The organism is Microcoleus sp. Pol12B5 (assembly GCF_036701335.1).
Taxonomy (GTDB): Bacteria; Cyanobacteriota; Cyanobacteriia; order Cyanobacteriales; family Microcoleaceae; genus Microcoleus.
This window is the reverse complement of sequence record NZ_JAUBQQ010000016.1, coordinates 1-18,336: the sequence shown is the minus strand read 5'-3', so window position 1 is coordinate 18,336 and position 18,336 is coordinate 1. Positions and strand designations below refer to the sequence as shown.

Annotated in this window: 13 protein-coding genes and 1 tRNA gene; 11 read left to right on the top strand and 3 right to left on the bottom strand. The window is 45.1% G+C overall.

What is annotated here, in order from left to right:
- Nucleotides 1-135: 135 nt before the first annotated feature.
- Nucleotides 136-209 (bottom strand) — tRNA-Pro (locus tag QUA24_RS10610).
- A gap of 326 nt (nucleotides 210-535) precedes the next feature.
- The gene (locus tag QUA24_RS10605; RefSeq protein WP_172187348.1) at nucleotides 536-1,087 is read right to left on the bottom strand and encodes a GNAT family N-acetyltransferase; all 552 of its coding nucleotides are present in this window, start codon (nucleotides 1,085-1,087) and stop codon (nucleotides 536-538) included.
- Nucleotides 1,088-1,595: 508 nt separating this feature from the next.
- Here QUA24_RS10605 and QUA24_RS10600 point away from each other — a divergent pair.
- The 9 genes from QUA24_RS10600 (at nucleotide 1,596) to QUA24_RS10560 (ending at nucleotide 15,684) form a co-directional block, all read left to right on the top strand.
- Entirely contained in the window at nucleotides 1,596-2,321 is a 726-nt protein-coding gene (locus QUA24_RS10600; RefSeq protein ID WP_006631881.1) for a hypothetical protein, read from the top strand.
- Nucleotides 2,322-2,449: 128 nt separating this feature from the next.
- Nucleotides 2,450-3,319 carry an alpha/beta hydrolase gene (locus QUA24_RS10595; RefSeq protein WP_333229443.1) on the top strand — a complete coding sequence of 290 codons (870 nt, stop codon included), beginning with the start codon at nucleotides 2,450-2,452 and terminating at the stop codon, nucleotides 3,317-3,319.
- 189 nt (nucleotides 3,320-3,508) lie between these two features.
- Nucleotides 3,509-4,654 (top strand): heat-inducible transcriptional repressor HrcA, encoded by a 1,146-nt coding sequence (gene hrcA / locus QUA24_RS10590; RefSeq protein ID WP_445242602.1) that lies wholly within the window; start codon nucleotides 3,509-3,511, stop codon nucleotides 4,652-4,654.
- A gap of 838 nt (nucleotides 4,655-5,492) precedes the next feature.
- A complete protein-coding gene (gene metG / locus QUA24_RS10585) occupies nucleotides 5,493-7,085 on the top strand; it encodes a methionine--tRNA ligase (RefSeq protein ID WP_333229438.1) in 1,593 nt (530 codons plus the stop codon).
- A 105-nt stretch (nucleotides 7,086-7,190) separates the two neighbouring features.
- Nucleotides 7,191-7,796, top strand: coding sequence for a LabA-like NYN domain-containing protein (locus QUA24_RS10580; RefSeq protein ID WP_006631885.1), 606 nt, complete (start codon nucleotides 7,191-7,193; stop codon nucleotides 7,794-7,796).
- A 176-nt stretch (nucleotides 7,797-7,972) separates the two neighbouring features.
- Complete coding sequence (gene lptC / locus QUA24_RS10575) at nucleotides 7,973-9,169, top strand: LPS export ABC transporter periplasmic protein LptC (RefSeq protein WP_333229436.1); 1,197 nt, start codon at nucleotides 7,973-7,975, stop codon at nucleotides 9,167-9,169.
- An 85-nt stretch (nucleotides 9,170-9,254) separates the two neighbouring features.
- Nucleotides 9,255-9,830 (top strand): Uma2 family endonuclease, encoded by a 576-nt coding sequence (locus QUA24_RS10570; protein WP_333229434.1) that lies wholly within the window; start codon nucleotides 9,255-9,257, stop codon nucleotides 9,828-9,830.
- 1,161 nt (nucleotides 9,831-10,991) lie between these two features.
- The gene (locus QUA24_RS10565) at nucleotides 10,992-13,787 is read left to right on the top strand and encodes an ATP-binding protein (RefSeq protein ID WP_333229432.1); all 2,796 of its coding nucleotides are present in this window, start codon (nucleotides 10,992-10,994) and stop codon (nucleotides 13,785-13,787) included.
- Between the two features lie 4 nt (nucleotides 13,788-13,791).
- Nucleotides 13,792-15,684 (top strand): EAL domain-containing protein, encoded by a 1,893-nt coding sequence (locus QUA24_RS10560; protein ID WP_333229430.1) that lies wholly within the window; start codon nucleotides 13,792-13,794, stop codon nucleotides 15,682-15,684.
- Nucleotides 15,685-16,063: 379 nt separating this feature from the next.
- Here QUA24_RS10560 and ffh read toward each other — a convergent pair whose 3' ends face one another.
- Entirely contained in the window at nucleotides 16,064-17,512 is a 1,449-nt protein-coding gene (gene ffh, locus QUA24_RS10555) for a signal recognition particle protein (protein WP_333210636.1), read from the bottom strand.
- A 316-nt stretch (nucleotides 17,513-17,828) separates the two neighbouring features.
- On the opposite strand from ffh, the gene QUA24_RS27300 reads away from it, so the two are divergent.
- Together QUA24_RS27300 and QUA24_RS10545 are read left to right on the top strand one after the other, a co-directional pair.
- Nucleotides 17,829-17,963 carry a hypothetical protein gene (locus tag QUA24_RS27300; protein ID WP_445242600.1) on the top strand — a complete coding sequence of 45 codons (135 nt, stop codon included), beginning with the start codon at nucleotides 17,829-17,831 and terminating at the stop codon, nucleotides 17,961-17,963.
- Entirely contained in the window at nucleotides 17,960-18,187 is a 228-nt protein-coding gene (locus QUA24_RS10545) for a type II toxin-antitoxin system HicB family antitoxin (RefSeq protein ID WP_190739090.1), read from the top strand. Before QUA24_RS27300 ends, QUA24_RS10545 begins: the two co-directional genes overlap by 4 nt.
- Nucleotides 18,188-18,336: the final 149 nt, after the last annotated feature.

The window sequence follows — 18,336 nt, the reverse complement described above, 5'->3', positions numbered from 1 at the left end:
CGATCCTGAAACACATTAACGCAAAGACTGGCGACTTAACACGATCAGCAAAAACTGCCTCAATTTGTTTTCATTTTGACTAAATGTAAACATCAGAGACAGTTCTGCTTCAATCTATTATTTAACATTGTGCGATCGGGATGACAGGATTTGAACCTGCGACATCCTGCTCCCAAAGCAGGCGCGCTACCAAGCTGCGCTACATCCCGGTGTTATAGTTAGCTAACCTCTAACAATTAACGCACAAAACCGCTTGCTTGTCAAGCTTTATTAAATATTTAGTTCTCGATGCAGCTAAGGCGAAGTTTTTTTTAGGTTGTGCGGTTTGCTCCCACCCAAAAACCCATACCACTCCCTAGCTCCTATCGTGCTCTGCTCAAATCGACTGACAATACTTGCACAGCTTCATAACGGCCCTGATGCCGAGATACATCCACGCCTCACTGACCGCACCGCACAGGTGCATTCGGTGTTGACAGCGTCAATATTGTATTGTATATCCTCAACAAATCAACGCCGACCTGCACCTTGCTTGCTAATCTGGATACCAAAACATACCTTTAATCCCCTCTGGATCGGACATAAAGCCCAAATTGCGGTAAAAATCCACCACTTGAGGGTCAGCAAATAAGGTAATGTTGCTGATATCTTCACTGCGGAGTTTTTTAATGATGTATTTCATCAGCGCCTTGCCCATGCCTTTGCCCTGGTAGTCAGGATGAACTACCACATCCCAAAGCGTGGCATTAAAAGCATGGTCTGAAGTCGCTCTGGCGAAACCCACCAGCCGTCGCTGGCTGCCCCGCATCTCCCACATAGAGACGACTAGGAAGCTGTGCTGAATAGCTTTTTTGACTTTACGCAGGGGACGGCGGGACCAACCCACTGCATTACAAAGTTCTTCGAGTTCGTAGAGGTCAATGTCCCGATCGCAACTGAAAAAGATGCGAGCGTTGCCGCTGGCGGGTTTGCGAAACGTTGGGGAAAGCGGATCGCCTAACCCAACAGCCACATCTTCCTCAAAATCCGCTGTTTGGGGTACAGAGGCAGACTCAGAACTACTAAATAAGTTTTTCCAAAAACCCATGCAGGCGCGGTTAAGGTAGTAGAAGTTGGACGACGAGAAAGAGAACCAGACAGATAAACCCACTCCAATCGGCGTAGGATCAATTGCCGGTAGCCTCTTGAGGAACAGTTTACGGTACACTCATCTTACGCCGAAAACAGGGATTTGTCGTCCAACATTGAGTCTGCGCTTTTTTGATTCTGTCAAGTTTGGTAGAACTGTTCTGCTAGCCAGTGCCCGGACAACCCGCTTTTAAGGTAAAATTTGTTGCCGAACCAGGACAGGGGCATTTTGAGAAATGCTTCTTTTGAGTGCCGCCGAACGCGCCGGAACTTATACCCTTGGTGGAAAATACCACTGGAATGGCGCAACGGTGACATTCTCGTGATAAGTTCTCTGACAGATTTGACTTTTGCTTTTAGTGAGGAGACGGGCACAATTTAAGTCGAATCGTCGAATCGAAAATCCCATTGCCATAAGGCATGGAAGAGTCAATACCTATTATATTTCCCGCACCTTCTCCTCAATTATGGCTTCGGGTTTAAAACCATCTACACTAGAACTTCTCAAGCGCTTTAACCGAGCGTTTCCGCAGTTTTATGAGCAATTTGTCAGCAGTGAAATCCAACTGCAAAACCTCAAATTAGCTTACCAACTTTACAAAACTCGGCAAGCAGTCATCGAAATCCGAGCCGAAGGTAATAAAAGTGCGCTGCATTTTGCTTACCGGAACCAGTCTTTTCTACTGAGCGATATTTTTGGAGTGCTCGCGGCCTACGGACTGACAATTCACAGTCTGAGTCTGTACGGTCAAATTTACCCGCCCATGCTGGTATTTATCAAATTGGTAGTATCTCGCGGTGGCAAGGTACTGGCAGATAAAACAGCAGAAAATGTCTGTAGAGCCGTTCGAGAGGCATTGGCGGGACATTTTGAGGTTGAAGAGATGTTGGCGGTGGAATTTAATTTAGACGCGGGTTTGGAAGATGTGGCAACTGAATTCTACGTCGATCCGGTTTTCCACTTGCCAGCTTTGCTGATTGAAGCAGATAATCAACCTGGACTTTTTTACAAAGTTATGTATGCCATATGGCAAGAGGATTTGTTGGTAGTAAATGCTAATTTGTTGGTTTGGCGGGGGCGAACTCGCCTGATTCTCTACTTGTTGGGACCCAATGAAAGTTTAATTCCTGAGTATCTGGGGCAGAAAATCGCTGAGGGGGTGCGACAAAGATTGCTAGGCGAGCGATTTTAGGGATACCACTGACTAGGCGTGAACACCTGGTTTTTGGTCAAAACGTTAGTGTGGAGAAAGTTAAACCAAGCCGATCGCCCGATCGAACTACTGATACCTCTGTGTTGATTTCGGGATAGGATAAAATTATGGCAACCATCGACATCCTAGGGGTTCGGCACGCTTACGATTTGACGGCTCCGACTGCAACTTCGCCGGTTCTGGTATTTGTCCACGGCTGGCTGTTAAGCCGTCGCTACTGGCAACCTTTGACTGATCGCTTGGCACCAAACTATCAGTGCCTTACCTACGATTTGCGGGGGTTTGGCGACTCTCAATCGGGCTCCGGCGACGATCGCCCATGTTCCGAACCGCTAAATTCCTGCTACACTCCCGTAGCTTACGCTCGCGATTTGGAAATTTTACTCGAAAAACTCGATATATCTTCTGCTTGGTTAGTGGGACACTCTCTCGGCGGTACGATCGCTCTATGGGGAGCCAGCAAATTCTCCGAGCGCGTTAAAGGCGTTGTCTGCATCAATGCAGGGGGCGGCATCTATCTTAAGGAAGAATTCGAGCGGTTTCGAGCGGTCGGCAAGCAGCTAGTGACAATGCGTCCCGGCTGGCTACCTCGCTTGCCCTTAGCAGATTACGTGTTTGCCCGCGATTCTGTAGCCCGCTCGATCGGCAGATCCTGGGGACGGCAGCGCTTAATAGATTTCGTGGCAGCTCATCCAGAGGCAGCTTTGGGGGCTTTGTTGGATTCCACCACAGAAGCTGAGATTCACCTATTGCCACAAATTGTCTCCCAACTCAAACAACCTGTTTATTTTATTGCCGGTACTAAAGACAAAATTATGGAACCAAAATACGTGCTGCATTTGGCTAGCTTTCACTGGATGTTCCAAGGTTGTGGCGAGAATGTCCTTCAGCTTCCCGATTGTGGCCATTTGGCAATGGTGGAACAGCCGGATGCAGTGGCTAGTTATCTGCAAAATATTCTGAAAGAACATGATTAGAGGGCATGGGGCATGGGGCATGGGGCATTAAAACTTACAAATAACCAATAACCAATAACCAATAACAACTGACTTCTTCCTTAATCTAAAATCTGTTATGTTAAATAGATAAGTCTGCCCGATCGCCCTCTTCGGACAGACGTTTCAATTAAATAGTGGCTTTCAACTCTAAATTCTAATTCTGCTTAAATATCTGTGCGCGTTAACCTCACCGATCGGCAACAACACATCCTTTGGGCAACGGTTCGCCACTACATAGCTACAGCGGAACCCGTTGGCTCAAAAGCTTTGGCTGACGAATTCAACCTCAGCGTCAGCCCAGCTACAATTCGCAATGCGATGGGGACTCTTGAAAAAGCTGGACTGCTTTATCAGCCCCACACTTCGGCAGGACGAGTCCCCTCTGACTCCGGCTACCGAATTTACGTAGACCAGTTGATTCAGCCGTCTGATACGCTGGCCCGCAAGGTGGAACAGGTACTAGACCAACTCAATTGGTCGGATGGTCGCATGGACGCGGCACTCCGTGGCGCTGCTCAAATCCTGGCAACTATCAGCGGTTACATAGCAATGATCACCATACCGCAAACCAATATGGCTTGCTTGCGCCACTTGCAACTGGTGCAGCTAGAGCCGGGAAAGGTGATGCTGATCGTGGTGACGGATGCCTACGAAACTCAGTCGGTTTTGGTGCAGTTGCCGAGGGACGCAGAAGGTAACACGCCTGATGTCGAAATCGTCGATCGCGAATTGCAGATTTTGTCAAATTTTTTGAACACCAAGTTGCGGGGACGATCGCTCTCGGAACTCTCGGCTATAGACTGGAGCGAGTTAGACCGGGAATTTGAGCTGTACGCTGAGTGGATGGGAACCATGCTGACTGCTTTGAGCAGCCGCCAAAGCCATCCAACCTACACGCGGATTCTGATCGGCGGTTTGGCAGAAGCGCTGCGCTTGCCTGAGTTTTCGCAGTTACAGCAAGTTCAAACCCTGGTGCAATTGCTCGAACAAGAGCAGGAACTGCTTTGGCCTTTGATTTTTGAATCACCTGAGTTAGACACCCCCGGCAAGCGGGTAACTGTGCGTATTGGTTCGGAAAATTCCTTGGAACCAATTCGTGGCTGTACTCTGATTTCTTCGACTTACCGCCGGGGATCAGTTCCGGTGGGTAGTGTTGGGGTTTTGGGGCCGACGCGGATGGTTTACGAAAATGCGATCGCGGTGGTGGAAGCTGCGGCCGATTATTTGTCAGAAGCTATTGGCGGAAATCGAGTTAGTTTTCCTGATGGCGATCGAGGAGGGCGATCGGATCATCCCTTGTTAGATGCACCCTAATGTGATAGCCCCAAGCTTAACTGGCTTGGGGTTTTATTGTCTGTGGATGTACTCGCAACCTTTAAAAACCGGGTTTTGTGACAAAAAAACTAGGCTTTTATCCCACATTCCACACCCTGGGGTGTCATACAGTATAATTACGCAGAAAACTCTATCTGCCAAGTAACAAATTATTCATTTAAAAAGTTATTTACCCGTTAATTTACGGTATTTTAGTATGATTTATAGTTTTATTGCTGGATCAAAATAAGTAAAAACCGATAGTGACAGTTGAGGGTGCGGAATGTGGGTTTGATACTCTTTTTGAGGTAAGAAACTAAAGCTTCGCGCTTGACAAGAGAGTTTCGTAAACAACCCTGTTTCTGCGTCCATGAGCGGCTCGGAAAGTGGCAGGAGTTAGGGGCTATCGACTTTCCAGTGATCGCGAGAAAGAGATGGCGATGATGAGCGATCGGGCATTCACAGAAAGTGTTCGCGGAGTGTTAGTCGAATAGCAGGTTTAGCAGCCCAACCCATGAGTTTTGTTGCAAACCGGGTGGGCTGCTAAACCCGCTCTAGGGATAGCGGCTATGATTAATGAATAGATGAGGCGCGTACCCTGGGATCGTCGATTCCCAAGGCAGCAGAATGTCAAAATATTAAGACATTTTAGAGAGTTCGTCAAAAACAACTAAAAAAGATTAGTGTGGATAGGAAAGCAATATTTCTTTTGGGAATAGCCCGGGTTAGACAATTGCAAATAACTTGCAGGGAATTTAGCTTGATTGCCACTCCAAAAAAAAATTAACCGCTGAGTTAAGATCGAAACGAAATTTAGGGAATTTTCTTTTAGCATTCAATGAAATCGACTGATAAAACTAAGAATACCTTTGCGATAACAACGCCTCTGTATTATGTAAACGATTTACCTCACGTTGGCAGCGCTTATACGACTATGGCTGCGGATGCCCTAGCCCGATTTGAGCGGCTGCGGGGCAAATCTGTTTTGCTGGTTACGGGGACGGACGAACACGGGCAGAAAATTCAGCGGACAGCCGAGAGTTTAGGACGATCGCCCCAAGCTCACTGCGATTCAGTGGTTCCGGCGTTTGAGGCGCTGTGGGAGCAACTCGACATCCAGTACGATCGCTTCATCCGCACAACTTCGCGGCGCCACGAGTACATTGTCAAAGAATTTTTCCACCGCGTCTGGAACTCCGGCGACATCTACTTGAACCAGCAACAAGGCTGGTACTGCGTCTCCTGTGAAGAATTTAAGGATGAAAGGGAATTGTTGCCGGGAAATCGGTGTTCCGTCCACACCAGCAAGGAAGTTGAGTGGCGCGACGAGGAAAATTACTTTTTCCGTCTGTCGCGGTATCAAGACCAACTGCTGGCCTTGTACGCAGAACGTCCCGACTTCATCGCGCCGGAAAGCCGACGCAACGAAGTGCTCAGTTTCGTCAACTCTGGACTGCAAGACTTTTCGATTTCTAGAGTGAATCTGGCATGGGGTCTGCCAATGCCAGTTGACCCCAGTCACAGCATCTACGTCTGGTTTGACGCTTTGCTGGGATACGTCACCGCCTTGCTAGATCCGGACAGCGACCCGATCTTGGAGAATGCTTTATCTAAATGGTGGCCGGTTGACTTGCACTTGATCGGCAAAGATATTCTTCGCTTCCATGCAGTTTACTGGCCGGCTATGCTGATGTCAGCAAATCTGCAGATGCCGGGTCGCGTCTTCGCACACGGGTTTTTGACCAAAGACGGCAAAAAAATGGGGAAAACGGAGGGTAATACTTTAAACCCTGTCGAATTGGTCAACAAATACGGCGCTGATGCAGTGCGTTACTATTTCCTCAAAGAAATTGAGTTTGGAGAGGACGGCGATTTTAACGAAACTCGGTTTATCAATATATTGAATGCTGAGCTAGCAAATGATTTGGGAAATTTGCTTAACCGCACGTTAAACATGGCTCGCAAATATTGCGGTGCCTGCGTACCAAATGTGTTGGGAGAAAACATTAAGGGCGACAACCTTCTCAAGGCTATGAGCCTGGATTTGGGCGATCGAGTAGGAGATTTTTACGAGGAGTTGGCTTTTAGCAAGGCTTGCGAAGCGGTGCTTGCATTAGTTCGAGCCGGAAACAAGTTTATTGATGTGCAAGCACCTTGGAGTTTGTACAAGCAGGGACAGCTTGAAAGTGTCGAACAAGTGCTATATTCTGTTCTGGAATCTGTTAGACTAGCATCTTACCTTTTATCGCCGATTATTCCGAATATCAGCAATGCTATCTATCAGCAGCTAGGTTTTTCAATTGACTTTAACGATCGGGTTACAGTTAACAGTTTAGCGAATTTTGTAGCTCATGCTGCCTGGGGCGCTTTGCCGGCAAACCAAACTCTGGGGGAACCCCAACCTGTTTTTAAGCGGATCGAACTGCTGTAAACAGTACCTTCATAGTTGGCAGCCAGCGCTCTGGGTGTTATGACAGACTACGAATTAGCAGTTATTTCCTTACCAATCTTTCATAAAAATTGAGGCATAACAATCATGTTGAATAGAATAGAAAGCAATGACCTTTTTACGCCGGAACAGGTGCTAGAAAATCGGGGTCGAGTAGCAATTTTTATTGACGGCTCTAACCTTTTTTACGCGGCTTTGCAGTTAGGAATTGAGATTGATTACACTAAGCTGCTGTGCCGTTTAACTGCGGGTTCGCGGCTGCTGCGCTCTTTCTTCTACACGGGTGTCGATCGCACTAACGAGAAACAGCAGGGGTTTTTGCTGTGGATGCGCCGCAACGGCTACCGCGTGATTTCTAAGGATTTAGTACAGTTGCCAGATGGTTCTAAGAAGGCGAATTTGGATGTAGAAATCGCTGTGGATATGATGGCTTTAGTGGGGTCTTACGACACGGCGGTTCTGGTCAGCGGTGACGGCGATTTGGCTTATGCTGTAGACGCTGTGAGCTATCGCGGCGTGCGGGTTGAGGTGGTGAGTTTGCGATCAATGACGAGTGACAGTTTGATTAATGTAGCCGATCGCTATATCGATTTGGAAATGATTAAGGACGACATCCAAAAAACATCGCGCCCTAATTATGCTTACCGCCCTTTATCGGGTCTGAGCTTGATGGAGGAACACGACGACAGATAGGGATTTTGTAAGGGGTAATTGGTAAGGGTTAATAGGTGATGGTTAATGGGTTGAATTCTGGAGAATTAGAAGTTAAAAATTTAGACAAAGCATAAGACATTTTTAATTTTTAATTAAGTGTTTTTCACTACCAAATTATCAATTACAAATTAACGATTACCAATTCCCAATTCCCAATGATTAATCTCACATCCCCAAATCCCAATCTCAAATCCCCAAAATTGAGGCTGCTATTTTTAGTCGCACTGATTTTGGGGATTAACGCTTGTGCGGTTCCGCAAGAGACTCAAAAGAATAAATTAGCTGAGGATCTCCAAACTGCTCAAGAGTCAAACAGCACTTTAACTTTAAACAAAGTAACTCTAGAACAAGCAAACGAAAAGGGCGAGACGTTCTGGAAAGTAAACTCGCAAAATGCCGTTTACAGCAAAGACAAAAAGATAGTTAACGTTCAGAAACCTGTGGGCAAATTGTTTCAGGACGGCAAAGAAATTTACGACATTCAGGGAGAGACCGGGCAGGTATTTCAGGAAGGAAATCAGGTTTTTCTCAAAGGTAACATAGTCGCTACAGACCTAAAAAATGGAGTAGTTTTGCGCGGAAATGAGTTGGAGTGGCGGCCGAAAGAAGATGTTCTAGTTGTCCGTAACAATTTGACTGGAGAGAACAAACAGGTAACTGCTTCAGCGAAGGAAGCGCGGGTTTTCAGTAGGGCTAAGAGGATGGAGTTATTCGGATCTGTAGTGGCGAAGGTTAAAGATCCGGTTTTGCAATTGCGAACCGAGCACTTAGTGTGGTTTGTGGAGCAACAAAAGGTAAACAGCGACCAACCGACTCAAATTGACAGATACAAAGATAAAATAGTAACAGACAGCGGTTTTGCCGACCAAGTAGATGTAGACTTAAAAACCAAGATTGCGACCCTGACAAAAAATGCTCAATTGATGCCATCAGACCCGCCGCTGCAAATAGAAAGCAGTTTGATGAGTTGGAATTTTCCCGCGCAATCTGTGGTATCGCCTGGGCCTGTGAAGGTTTTTCACCGCGTGGAAAAGGTGACGATGACTGGGGATACGGGGCGGGGAGATTTAGAGAAAAAAATCTTTTATTTGAATGGGAATGTGGTAGGAATTGGGGAAAAACGTCAAGCTCAATTAAATACCGATCGCGTAACGTGGTATTTAACTAATCAGACTTTCGACGCCGAAGGAAATGTCGTTTACAAGCAACTAAATCCGGTGTTTAATTTAACTGGGCCGAGGGCGGCGGGAGAGTTGAAAAATCAAACTGTGATTGTCAAAGGCGACGGTGGCGGTGGCCAAGTGGTTACGGAATTTGTACCGGACGAGTACAAGGGAACTTTGGGACAGTAGATGGGATTGCAACCGCAGATGTTGGCAGATGAACGCAGAGGAACGCAGATATAATTAAGATTGGATTGAGTAAGGAGGGGTTGGGATGACGACAACTTTAGAAAAGTTAGAAGAGCTCGATGAACCTATCTTAATTGACGAGCTGAGTTGGAGAGAGTTTAAGGCTGTTGAACAGTTGCTCTCGCGTCAGGGGGTGAGGCTGTCGTTTTTAGATGGGGTATTTGAGATTAGACGTATACCTGGAAGAAAACACGAAACTGCCAAACAGCGGATTTCAACGCTGGTGGATCTCTATTTGGAATATGCAGGGATTGACTTTACGCCAACTGGTTCGGTGACGCTTGAAAGTGAAACTGGAAGGGTGAAGCCAGAAGCAGATTTGTCTTACGAATTGGGTTCTAACCGAGAACTTCCCGATTTGGCGGTAGAAGTGGTAGTGGTGGTGATTAGCGGCGGTATTAACAAGTTGGAAGCTTACAAACGCCTGGAAATTCCTGAAGTTTGGTTTTGGGAAAATGGCGCACTTCGTATGTATTCCTTGGGGGCTGATGGATATGCAGAGGTCGATCGCTCTCAAGTTCTGCCAGACTTAGATATTGTATTATTGACCGGGTGTATCCATATTGAAAATCACCTTCAGGCAATGCGGGAACTCAGGTAAGCTATTCAATAGAATTTGATTGTGCAATTAAGTTTGTAATAATGATTTCTGTCTTTTCTTAAAGCTGTTAGTTACTAAGAACAAAAGTTCCTTACTACAACACATCCCAACGAGCAGCATACACTGCAAGAGCGGAGCGAAGTCGATCGTCCGAGACAGTAGAAAGTAAAAATACTTGGCAGGGTGACAACGCCTGTTAAACCTTGATGGTAAAAGCATTAAAGCCCCTGAGTATCAAAAAAGATAGGGGATTATGGACAGGCTGATTGACTCATAAGATCCTCCAAGCTCGCCTTGAACCTGATTCAAGGGATCTTGCCACTCTCTTTTATTAACTCATATCAAATCCGTTAGCATCGGAATAGTAAATTCGAGTTCACTGTTGACTGTTGACTGTTGACTGTTCGCGGCGTCAACAATCAACATCATAAGGAGTGTAACCGGAAATGATATCACGCCCGCAAAGATCTTTTTGCTTGGTCAATCAACTCAAAACCTTGACGCAGCTTTGCTTTTAACCTGCTTGTCACCCCGTCAAAGTGTTGAGTTTAGGGTTGGTTTAGGCAGTATGCACGATAGACTATTAAGTTATTGTGCATCTAGGTTCCCATTTCCTCTATTTGAGAATCCTTGTGCCACGGGTCAGAGAGCCCCTTGAAAAAAAAGCGCAATTTAGCTGGCGTAAGCTTAAGACTTACGGATAGAACCCCCAAACCCTTTTTCCAAGAGGGCTTTCAAGTTCCCCCTTTTTTATGGCAGCACGGGGAAGCATGGTTTCAGACCCTATAGTTCGTAAGTCCTGACTATAATTGTATGCTTAGATCAATTAGTATTGAGGTCAAGACATACAAGTCAATGAAGGTGTACTCAATATCCATGAAATCGGCAGGTAGGCTCACACTACAACCCCAAGCAAAATATAGCACATTTGACATTTATGGAGATTCCGTCTCAAATGGGGAGCTGTTTTTTTTCATAAATTTGCAAACTGTATCAGTATTAGTCGCTTATTTCAGCCCGGTTATTCAACAATAAGATATCATTAAACCAATTGGCGTTCAAGAGAGACGAAATCAATAATTTCCCTATAGCTGACTTTAAATGACCAAGGGTGAGCAACTGTTGTTATTTAAATAATCCCAATACTAAAATGACTCCGCCATGACACTAATCGCAAGTGAGAATGAACTTGCAAAAAGCCCTCAAAAAATCCCGCTGCGCCTCGTCTTAGTCGTACCATTCGTCCTGCAAATCTTCGCCGCTGTGGGGCTGACAGGTTGGCTCTCGCTACGCAACGGCAAAACTGCCGTCAACAACGTTACTACCCAATTACGAACGGAGGTACTCGCCCGCATCAATCAACAACTAAACACTTACTTGGAAACGCCCCATTTGGTCAATGCCATCAGTGTCGATGCCATTCGCCGCTTTGGATTATGGAATCCAGACAATATGGCTTCTATGAGAAGCTACTTCTACTGGCAGCTCAAGCAATTTTCCACTGTTAGTTACATCAGTTTTGGAGGAGAAAAAAAAGAATATGCGGGTGCTGGATATAAGGATGATGGCAGTATTGTTATTGAAATAACCGATCGCTCTACTAATTTTCTCAATACGATCGTCAAGGTAAATAGAGATGGCAACCCGACTCAGTTTAAGGAAACCCACCCAGACTACGATCCCCGCATCCGACCATGGTATAAAGCTGCAAAAGTTGCAGGCAAACCCCAATGGAATAAAATTTATCAATATTATATTCAACCTAGCCTAGGAATCTCCGCTAGCCAACCTGTTTACGATAAAAATGGCATTTTTAGAGGCGTTGTAAGTACCGATCTATTTCTCTCAAAAATCAGCGACTTTCTCCAAGGTTTAAAAATTGGTAGATCTGGAAAGACTTTCATCATCGAACGCTCAGGATTGCTAGTGGCTTCTTCCACCGCCGAGAAGCCATTTATCAAAAGCAAAAATCGCCAAAAAACGCAACGATTAAAAGCGATTGCAAGCAGCGTACCCTTGATAAAGGGTACAGCGCAACATTTAATAGAACGCTTTGGTAACTTTACCGAAATTGACAGCAACCAGCAACTAGACTTCATGCTAGATGGTCAGCGGGAATTTGTGCAAGTATCCCCATTCCAAGATGGTAGAGGTCTTGATTGGCTGATTGTTGTAGTCGTTCCAGAAGCCGACTTTATGGAGGAAATCAATGCCAATACCCGTAGCACTATCCTACTCTGCGTTTTAGCGTTAGTGCTAGCGACGTTGTTAGGAATCCTCGCCTCCCGCTGGATTACCCATCCTATTTTTCTTTTGAGTAAAGCGAGTAGAGCGATCGCTAGCGGTCAATTAAACCAAAAAGTAGACATAAATGGGATAGATGAACTGGGAGTTCTCGCTCAATCTTTTAACCAAATGGCACAGCAATTGCGCGAGTCTTTTGCTGCTTTAGAAAAGACCAACTCAGAGCTAGAAAATCGAGTAGAAGAACGGACAAGTGAGCTAAAAGAGGCAAAAATTGCCGCTGATACTGCTAACCATGCCAAGAGCGAATTCCTCGCCAACATGAGCCATGAACTCCGCACACCCCTGAACGGAATTCTAGGATACTCTCAAATTATGGAACGCGATAAAACTACCACTCCTAAACAAAAAGATGCTATCCACATTATTCACCAGTGTGGTTCTCACTTACTCACGCTGATTAACGATATTTTAGATCTTTCTAAAATTGAAGCCCGTAAAATGGAACTTTACAGTTCAAATTTTAATTTTTCTTCTTTTTTGATCGGGGTTGTGGAAATGTGCCACATCCGAGCTGAACAAAAAGAAATTACATTTAGTTATCAAGTATTAAATCAACTTCCTAACGCTGTAAGTGCTGATGAAAAACGACTGCGCCAAGTTTTACTTAACCTTTTGGGCAATGCTATTAAATTTACCGAAAAAGGAGGTGTTATTTTTAAGGTAGGCGTAATAGGTACGGGGGAAGAATCTGACCAATCACAACTTACTAAAATTCGTTTCTATATCCAAGATACGGGAATTGGAATGGCACCAGAACAGTTAGAAAAAATATTTTTACCGTTTGAACAAGTCGGAAATAGCCAGCAAAAAGCAGAAGGCACTGGGTTAGGATTAGCGATCGCACAGAAAATTGTTCAAATGATGGGAAGCGAAATACACGTCGAAAGTATACTCGGTCAAGGTAGCATTTTTTACTTTGATTTAGAGTTGGCTCAATCATCTGAATTTATTGAGCAACCTTCGCTAAATACTTCTATTAATTTAACAGGCTTTAAAGGCGATAAAAATAAAATTTTGTTAGTAGACGATCGATTTGAAAATCGAGGTTTTATTAGAAGTTTTTTAGAACCACTAGGTTTTAACATTATGGAAGCTTGTAATGGACAAGAGGCTTTAAATAAAGCCATTAATTTTCAACCGGATCTGATTATCACAGACTTAGTGATGCCAGTAATGGATGGATTTGAAATGTCGCGGCGCTTCCGAAAATCATCAGAGTTTAAGGATGTAATATTGATAGCATCCAGCGCCAGCGTGTTTGAATTCGATCGGAAAAATAGCCACGAAGCAGGTTGTAACGAGTTCCTAGCAAAGCCTATCCAAGTAGAAGAATTGCTAGAAGTCTTAAAAAATTACTTACAAATAGAATGGATATACGACCACCCTGCGGATTTGGCTAACACACCGCAGGCAGATTTCACGGATTTATTAAACGTTCAGGGTGGTGAGCTTGTGATACCGCCATCAGCAGAGCTGGTAGCGCTGTTTAATGCAGCTCGGATCGGCGATATTGAAGTGGTTGAGCAGGAAGCCAATAGACTCAAGCAGATAGACGGCAACTATCTACCCTTTGCTAATAAAATCTTGCAATTTGCCAAAAATTTTGAAGAAAAAGAACTACTAGCTTTTGTAAAAAAACATTTGGGCTAATAAAATGGTTAACCAAAAAGACAATGTAATTTTAATTGTTGACGATAACCCGAATAACCTCAAACTTCTGTTCGATTTTTTGAAGGAGTCAGGCTTCAAGGTTTTAGTAGCTAAGGATGGGGAAAGTGCTATTGAGAAGTTACAAGAAGTTTCGCCAAATATCATATTGTTAGATGTGATGATGCCGGGGATGGATGGCTTTGAAACCTGCTACCGCTTAAAAGCATCGGTGGCAACGAAAGATATCCCTGTGATTTTTATGACAGCTCTTACCGATCGCGTGGATAAGGTTAAAGGTCTGTCAATGGGGGCAGTAGATTATATCACCAAACCCTTTCAGCAAGAGGAAGTCCTAGCCCGCGTGCAACTACACCTGAGACTGCGAAATTTGACCAAGACGCTGGAAGAGCAAAATGTGCTTCTCAAAGAGGAAATTGAAGCGCGAAAAGAGGCGGAAGCGGCTTTGCAGAAACTCACTTCTGAGTTAGAGGAACGGGTGGCTTCTCAAACGGCTGAACTTAGACAAGCCTGCAACGAGCTTGAACAGGCTCAAGTTCAGTTGTTGGAAAGAGAAGAAAAATTAGGACATGATGCTTTTCACGACGCGCTAACGGAGTTGCCTAACCGCGCTTGGTTTATGAATCGGCTGCAACAGGCGATCGACTTGTCGTACAGACGTGAAGATTATCTATATGCGGTGCTATTTATTGATCTAGATCGCTTTAAAGTAGTGAATGATAGTCTCGGGCATTTGGTTGGGGATGAATTACTAAAAAGCGTTGCTCGTCAACTGCAAGGTTGTTTACGCCACACAGATGCAGTTGCGCGGTTTGGAGGAGATGAATTTGTGATCTTGCTGGAAGATATTAAAGATATTGATGAACCAAATAGGGTGGCTGAACGCATCCAAAATCAATTAAGGCAGCCGTTTAATTTGAATGATTATGAAGTATTTACCGAGATCAGCATTGGAATTATCGTTAGCACAATGGGTTACGATCGCCCCGAAGACGTGCTCAGAGATGCGGATATAGCAATGTATTATGCTAAAGCTCAAGGCAGAGGGCGTTACGAAGTTTTCGATCCAGCGATGCAAACTGTTGCGATGACGCGCTTGCAGTTGGAAAACGACTTGAGAAGGGCGATCACGCTACAAGAATTTTGCGTTCACTACCAGCCAATTGTCTCGCTTTCTACGGGGCAACTGAGTGGCTTTGAAGCTTTGGTGCGCTGGCACCACCCATCTGGCACGATCTACCCGCCTGCCGAGTTTATCCCTGTGGCTGAAGAAACTGGTTTGATCAATGAACTGGGGTGGTGGGTTTTGCAGGAAGCTTGTCACCAGATCAGTATTTGGCAGCAACAGTTTCCCCAAACACCTCCCTTGGCGATTAATGTCAATCTTTCCCCCGTGCAGCTCAAGCAAGTAAACCTACTCAATCGAATTGAGGAGATTTTGCAGCAGACTGGCTTTCCAAGTTACTGTTTAAAATTAGAGATTACTGAAAGTTGCATTTTAGAAACAGTATCCAGGGAAGAAAAGATGTTGAAGCAGCTAAAAGCTCTAGGCATTCTGTTGTGTATCGATGACTTTGGCACGGGCTATTCTTCTTTAAGCCGCTTACACGAGTTTCCCATTGATACCTTAAAGATTGACCGGTCTTTTGTGAGCCGCATTGGCTCAGACAACAGTGGCGTAGAAATTATCCAGACAATTGTGACGCTGGCTCGCAGCCGAGGTATGGATATTGTGGCAGAAGGGATAGAAACGCCAACACAGCTACAGAAACTGCGAGAGTTGGGGTGTGAGTTGGGGCAAGGATATTTATTTTCTAAGCCTGTAGACAGCGAAAAGGCAACCGAACTATTAAGCATAAAAGTAGGGGTAGTAAGCTAGCCGGCCATCTAGTTTAGCCCCAATAAATTTTATGAATTTATTGTAGGAAAGCCGCAAAAGCCTACTCGCCTACTCTCCTTATACATTTCTCTCTAATCTCAAGCCGGGATTGGCCAATGCTAGGGCCTCGAATTGCTCGCTACTGACAAGAAGTCCGATCGCGTTTGGCAATTCTATAGATATGATTTCTGATTGAGTAGTTGTTTGTACCATATTTAATTACAGGCTTTTTTAGATTGAACTTAGTAACCAGAAAAGAGTTAAATAAGAACTATCGCGGGGGGTGGGGCGGGTTTACGAGATTATCGGTTTTAGGCAATTATTTTTGGTGGACCCGCCCTACAAATTTTTGACAATCGTGCAATAAATTTGATGCTTTCTACAACTGTCCGAAACCTTTTTTTGGCTTATCTTTTTTCTTTTTCTTCTTCTGCTGGGCTCCCATATAGCCACGGGAACCGGGCTGCATTCCGGGGCCGCCCATTCCGGGCATTCCGGGCATTCCGGGCAATCCTCCCATTCCTGTAAAGTTGCCTTGACTCATTTGCTGCATCATGGTACGCATTTTCTGGAAGTCGCTCACCAGCTTAGTTACGTCGTTTTCTGCGTAGCCTGCGCCTTTGCCGATGCGGCGGCGGCGGGATGGAGAACTTGCTAAAAGTTCGGGATTGCGGCGTTCTTCAACTGTCATCGAATTAATCATGGCTTCGGTGCGTTTTAGCTGCACTTCTCCCTGGCGCATTTGTTCATCTGAAAGTTTGTTCATCCCCGGAATCATTTTCATGATGCCGCCGAGGGAACCCATATTTTTGAGCAGTCTGGTTTGCTTGAGAAAGTCGGTAAAGTCAAACTTTGCCGTGAGCATTTTCTCTTGCATTTTCTCGGCGTCGGCGATGTCAAATTCTTCTTGCGCTCTTTCTACTAGCGTCAAGACATCGCCCATGCCGAGTATTCTCGATGCCATGCGATCGGGATAAAATGGTTGCAATGCTTCCACTTTTTCGCCGACGCCGACAAATTTAATCGGCGCGCCGGATATTTGCCGCACGGATAAGGCTGCACCGCCGCGGCTGTCACCGTCTAATTTGGTTAAGATTGCGCCGGTAATGCCGATTTGTTCGTGAAAGGTGCGGGTTAAATTGGCTGCTTCTTGGCCGGTCATGGCATCAACAACTAACAGCGTTTCGTGGGGTTGTACTGTTTGTTTGATGCGGCCCAATTCGGCCATCATGTCTTGGTCGATTTGCAGGCGGCCTGCGGTATCGACGATGATGGTATCGATGCCGATTTGTTTGCCGTGTTCGATGCCTTGGCGGGCAATTTCTACGGGGTCAATGTCTTTGCCTAATTCAAATACGGGTACGTCGATTTGTTTGCCGAGGGTCAGCAATTGGTCGATCGCAGCTGGTCGATAAATGTCGGTTGCGACTAGCAGTGCGGTACGATTTTGTTTGCGGAGGTGCAGCGCTAGTTTGGCGGTGGCGGTGGTTTTCCCGGTTCCTTGCAAACCTGCCATCAGGATCACTGTGGGCCCGGATTCGGCGGTGGCGAGGGGTACGTTGGTTTCCCCCATGACACGCACGAGTTCGTCGTGGACGATTTTGATGAATTGTTGGTCGGGACGGACGCCTGAAACGACTTCTGCGCCTTGTGCTTTTGCCGCTACCTCTGAGATGAAGTTTTTGACGACTTGGAGGTTGACATCGGCTTCCAGGAGGGCGCGGCGGACTTCTTTGAGCGCGTCTTGGATGTTGGACTCGGAGATTTTATTTTGTCCGCGCAGTTTTTTCCAGGTGGATTCGAGTCGATCGGCAAGGGCTTCAAACATAGGGCAATTTAGGCTAGTCAGTATTTTTAATTTTAGGCTAAATGGGAGTTTTTGGATTGGGGTTTTGCTGAAAGTTGAATGTTTTTATTTTCTAACCGCTGAGGAACGCGGATTGATGCTGAAACTAATTCAAATTCATCTAGTAGGGTACGTTTGGACAAACCCTACTTTCGGGAAGATGATTAAAGTATTTCCGTCACCTTGCGACAATTTTTATGTCTGCTTATGCCCAAAAAGATTCGAGAACTCAAAAGCCTGCTACTAAAAGCTGGGTTTACTTATCATTCGGCAAAAGGCAGCCCTACAAGATGGGTTCATGCTTGACTACTATCATGAACCAATTACCATTGCTGGAAATGATGGCGATGATGCGAAACTGTATTTAGAGAGAGAAGTTAATCGAAAAATTAGAATATTGAAAGCAATTGAAGAAGCTGAACCTGAATCATGAAATTACCTTATATAATTGTTATTCAATGGTCGGATGAAGATAATTGCTACCTAGTTCACTTACCTGATTTTCCATCTCAGCAGTTCCACACTCATGGAGATACCTACGAAGAAGCTTTGCAGAATGCAGTAGAGGTATTAGAGCTTTTAGTTGAAGAATATCAGGTAGATGGTAAATCTCTCCCAGAACCTAAAACTCTAGTAGAAAACTTGCTGTTTGCTTGATTATTGATTTGAAGCGATCGCCCTTTCCCAAAAAACAGGCGATCGCTCTTTTCTGTAGAATGGCGATTGTTTTTAAGTAGCTAGACAAAATTAATTACATAGTTTTCTCCAAATTCTTTCAGGATTTTTTCCACAGAGGTAACAAAAGT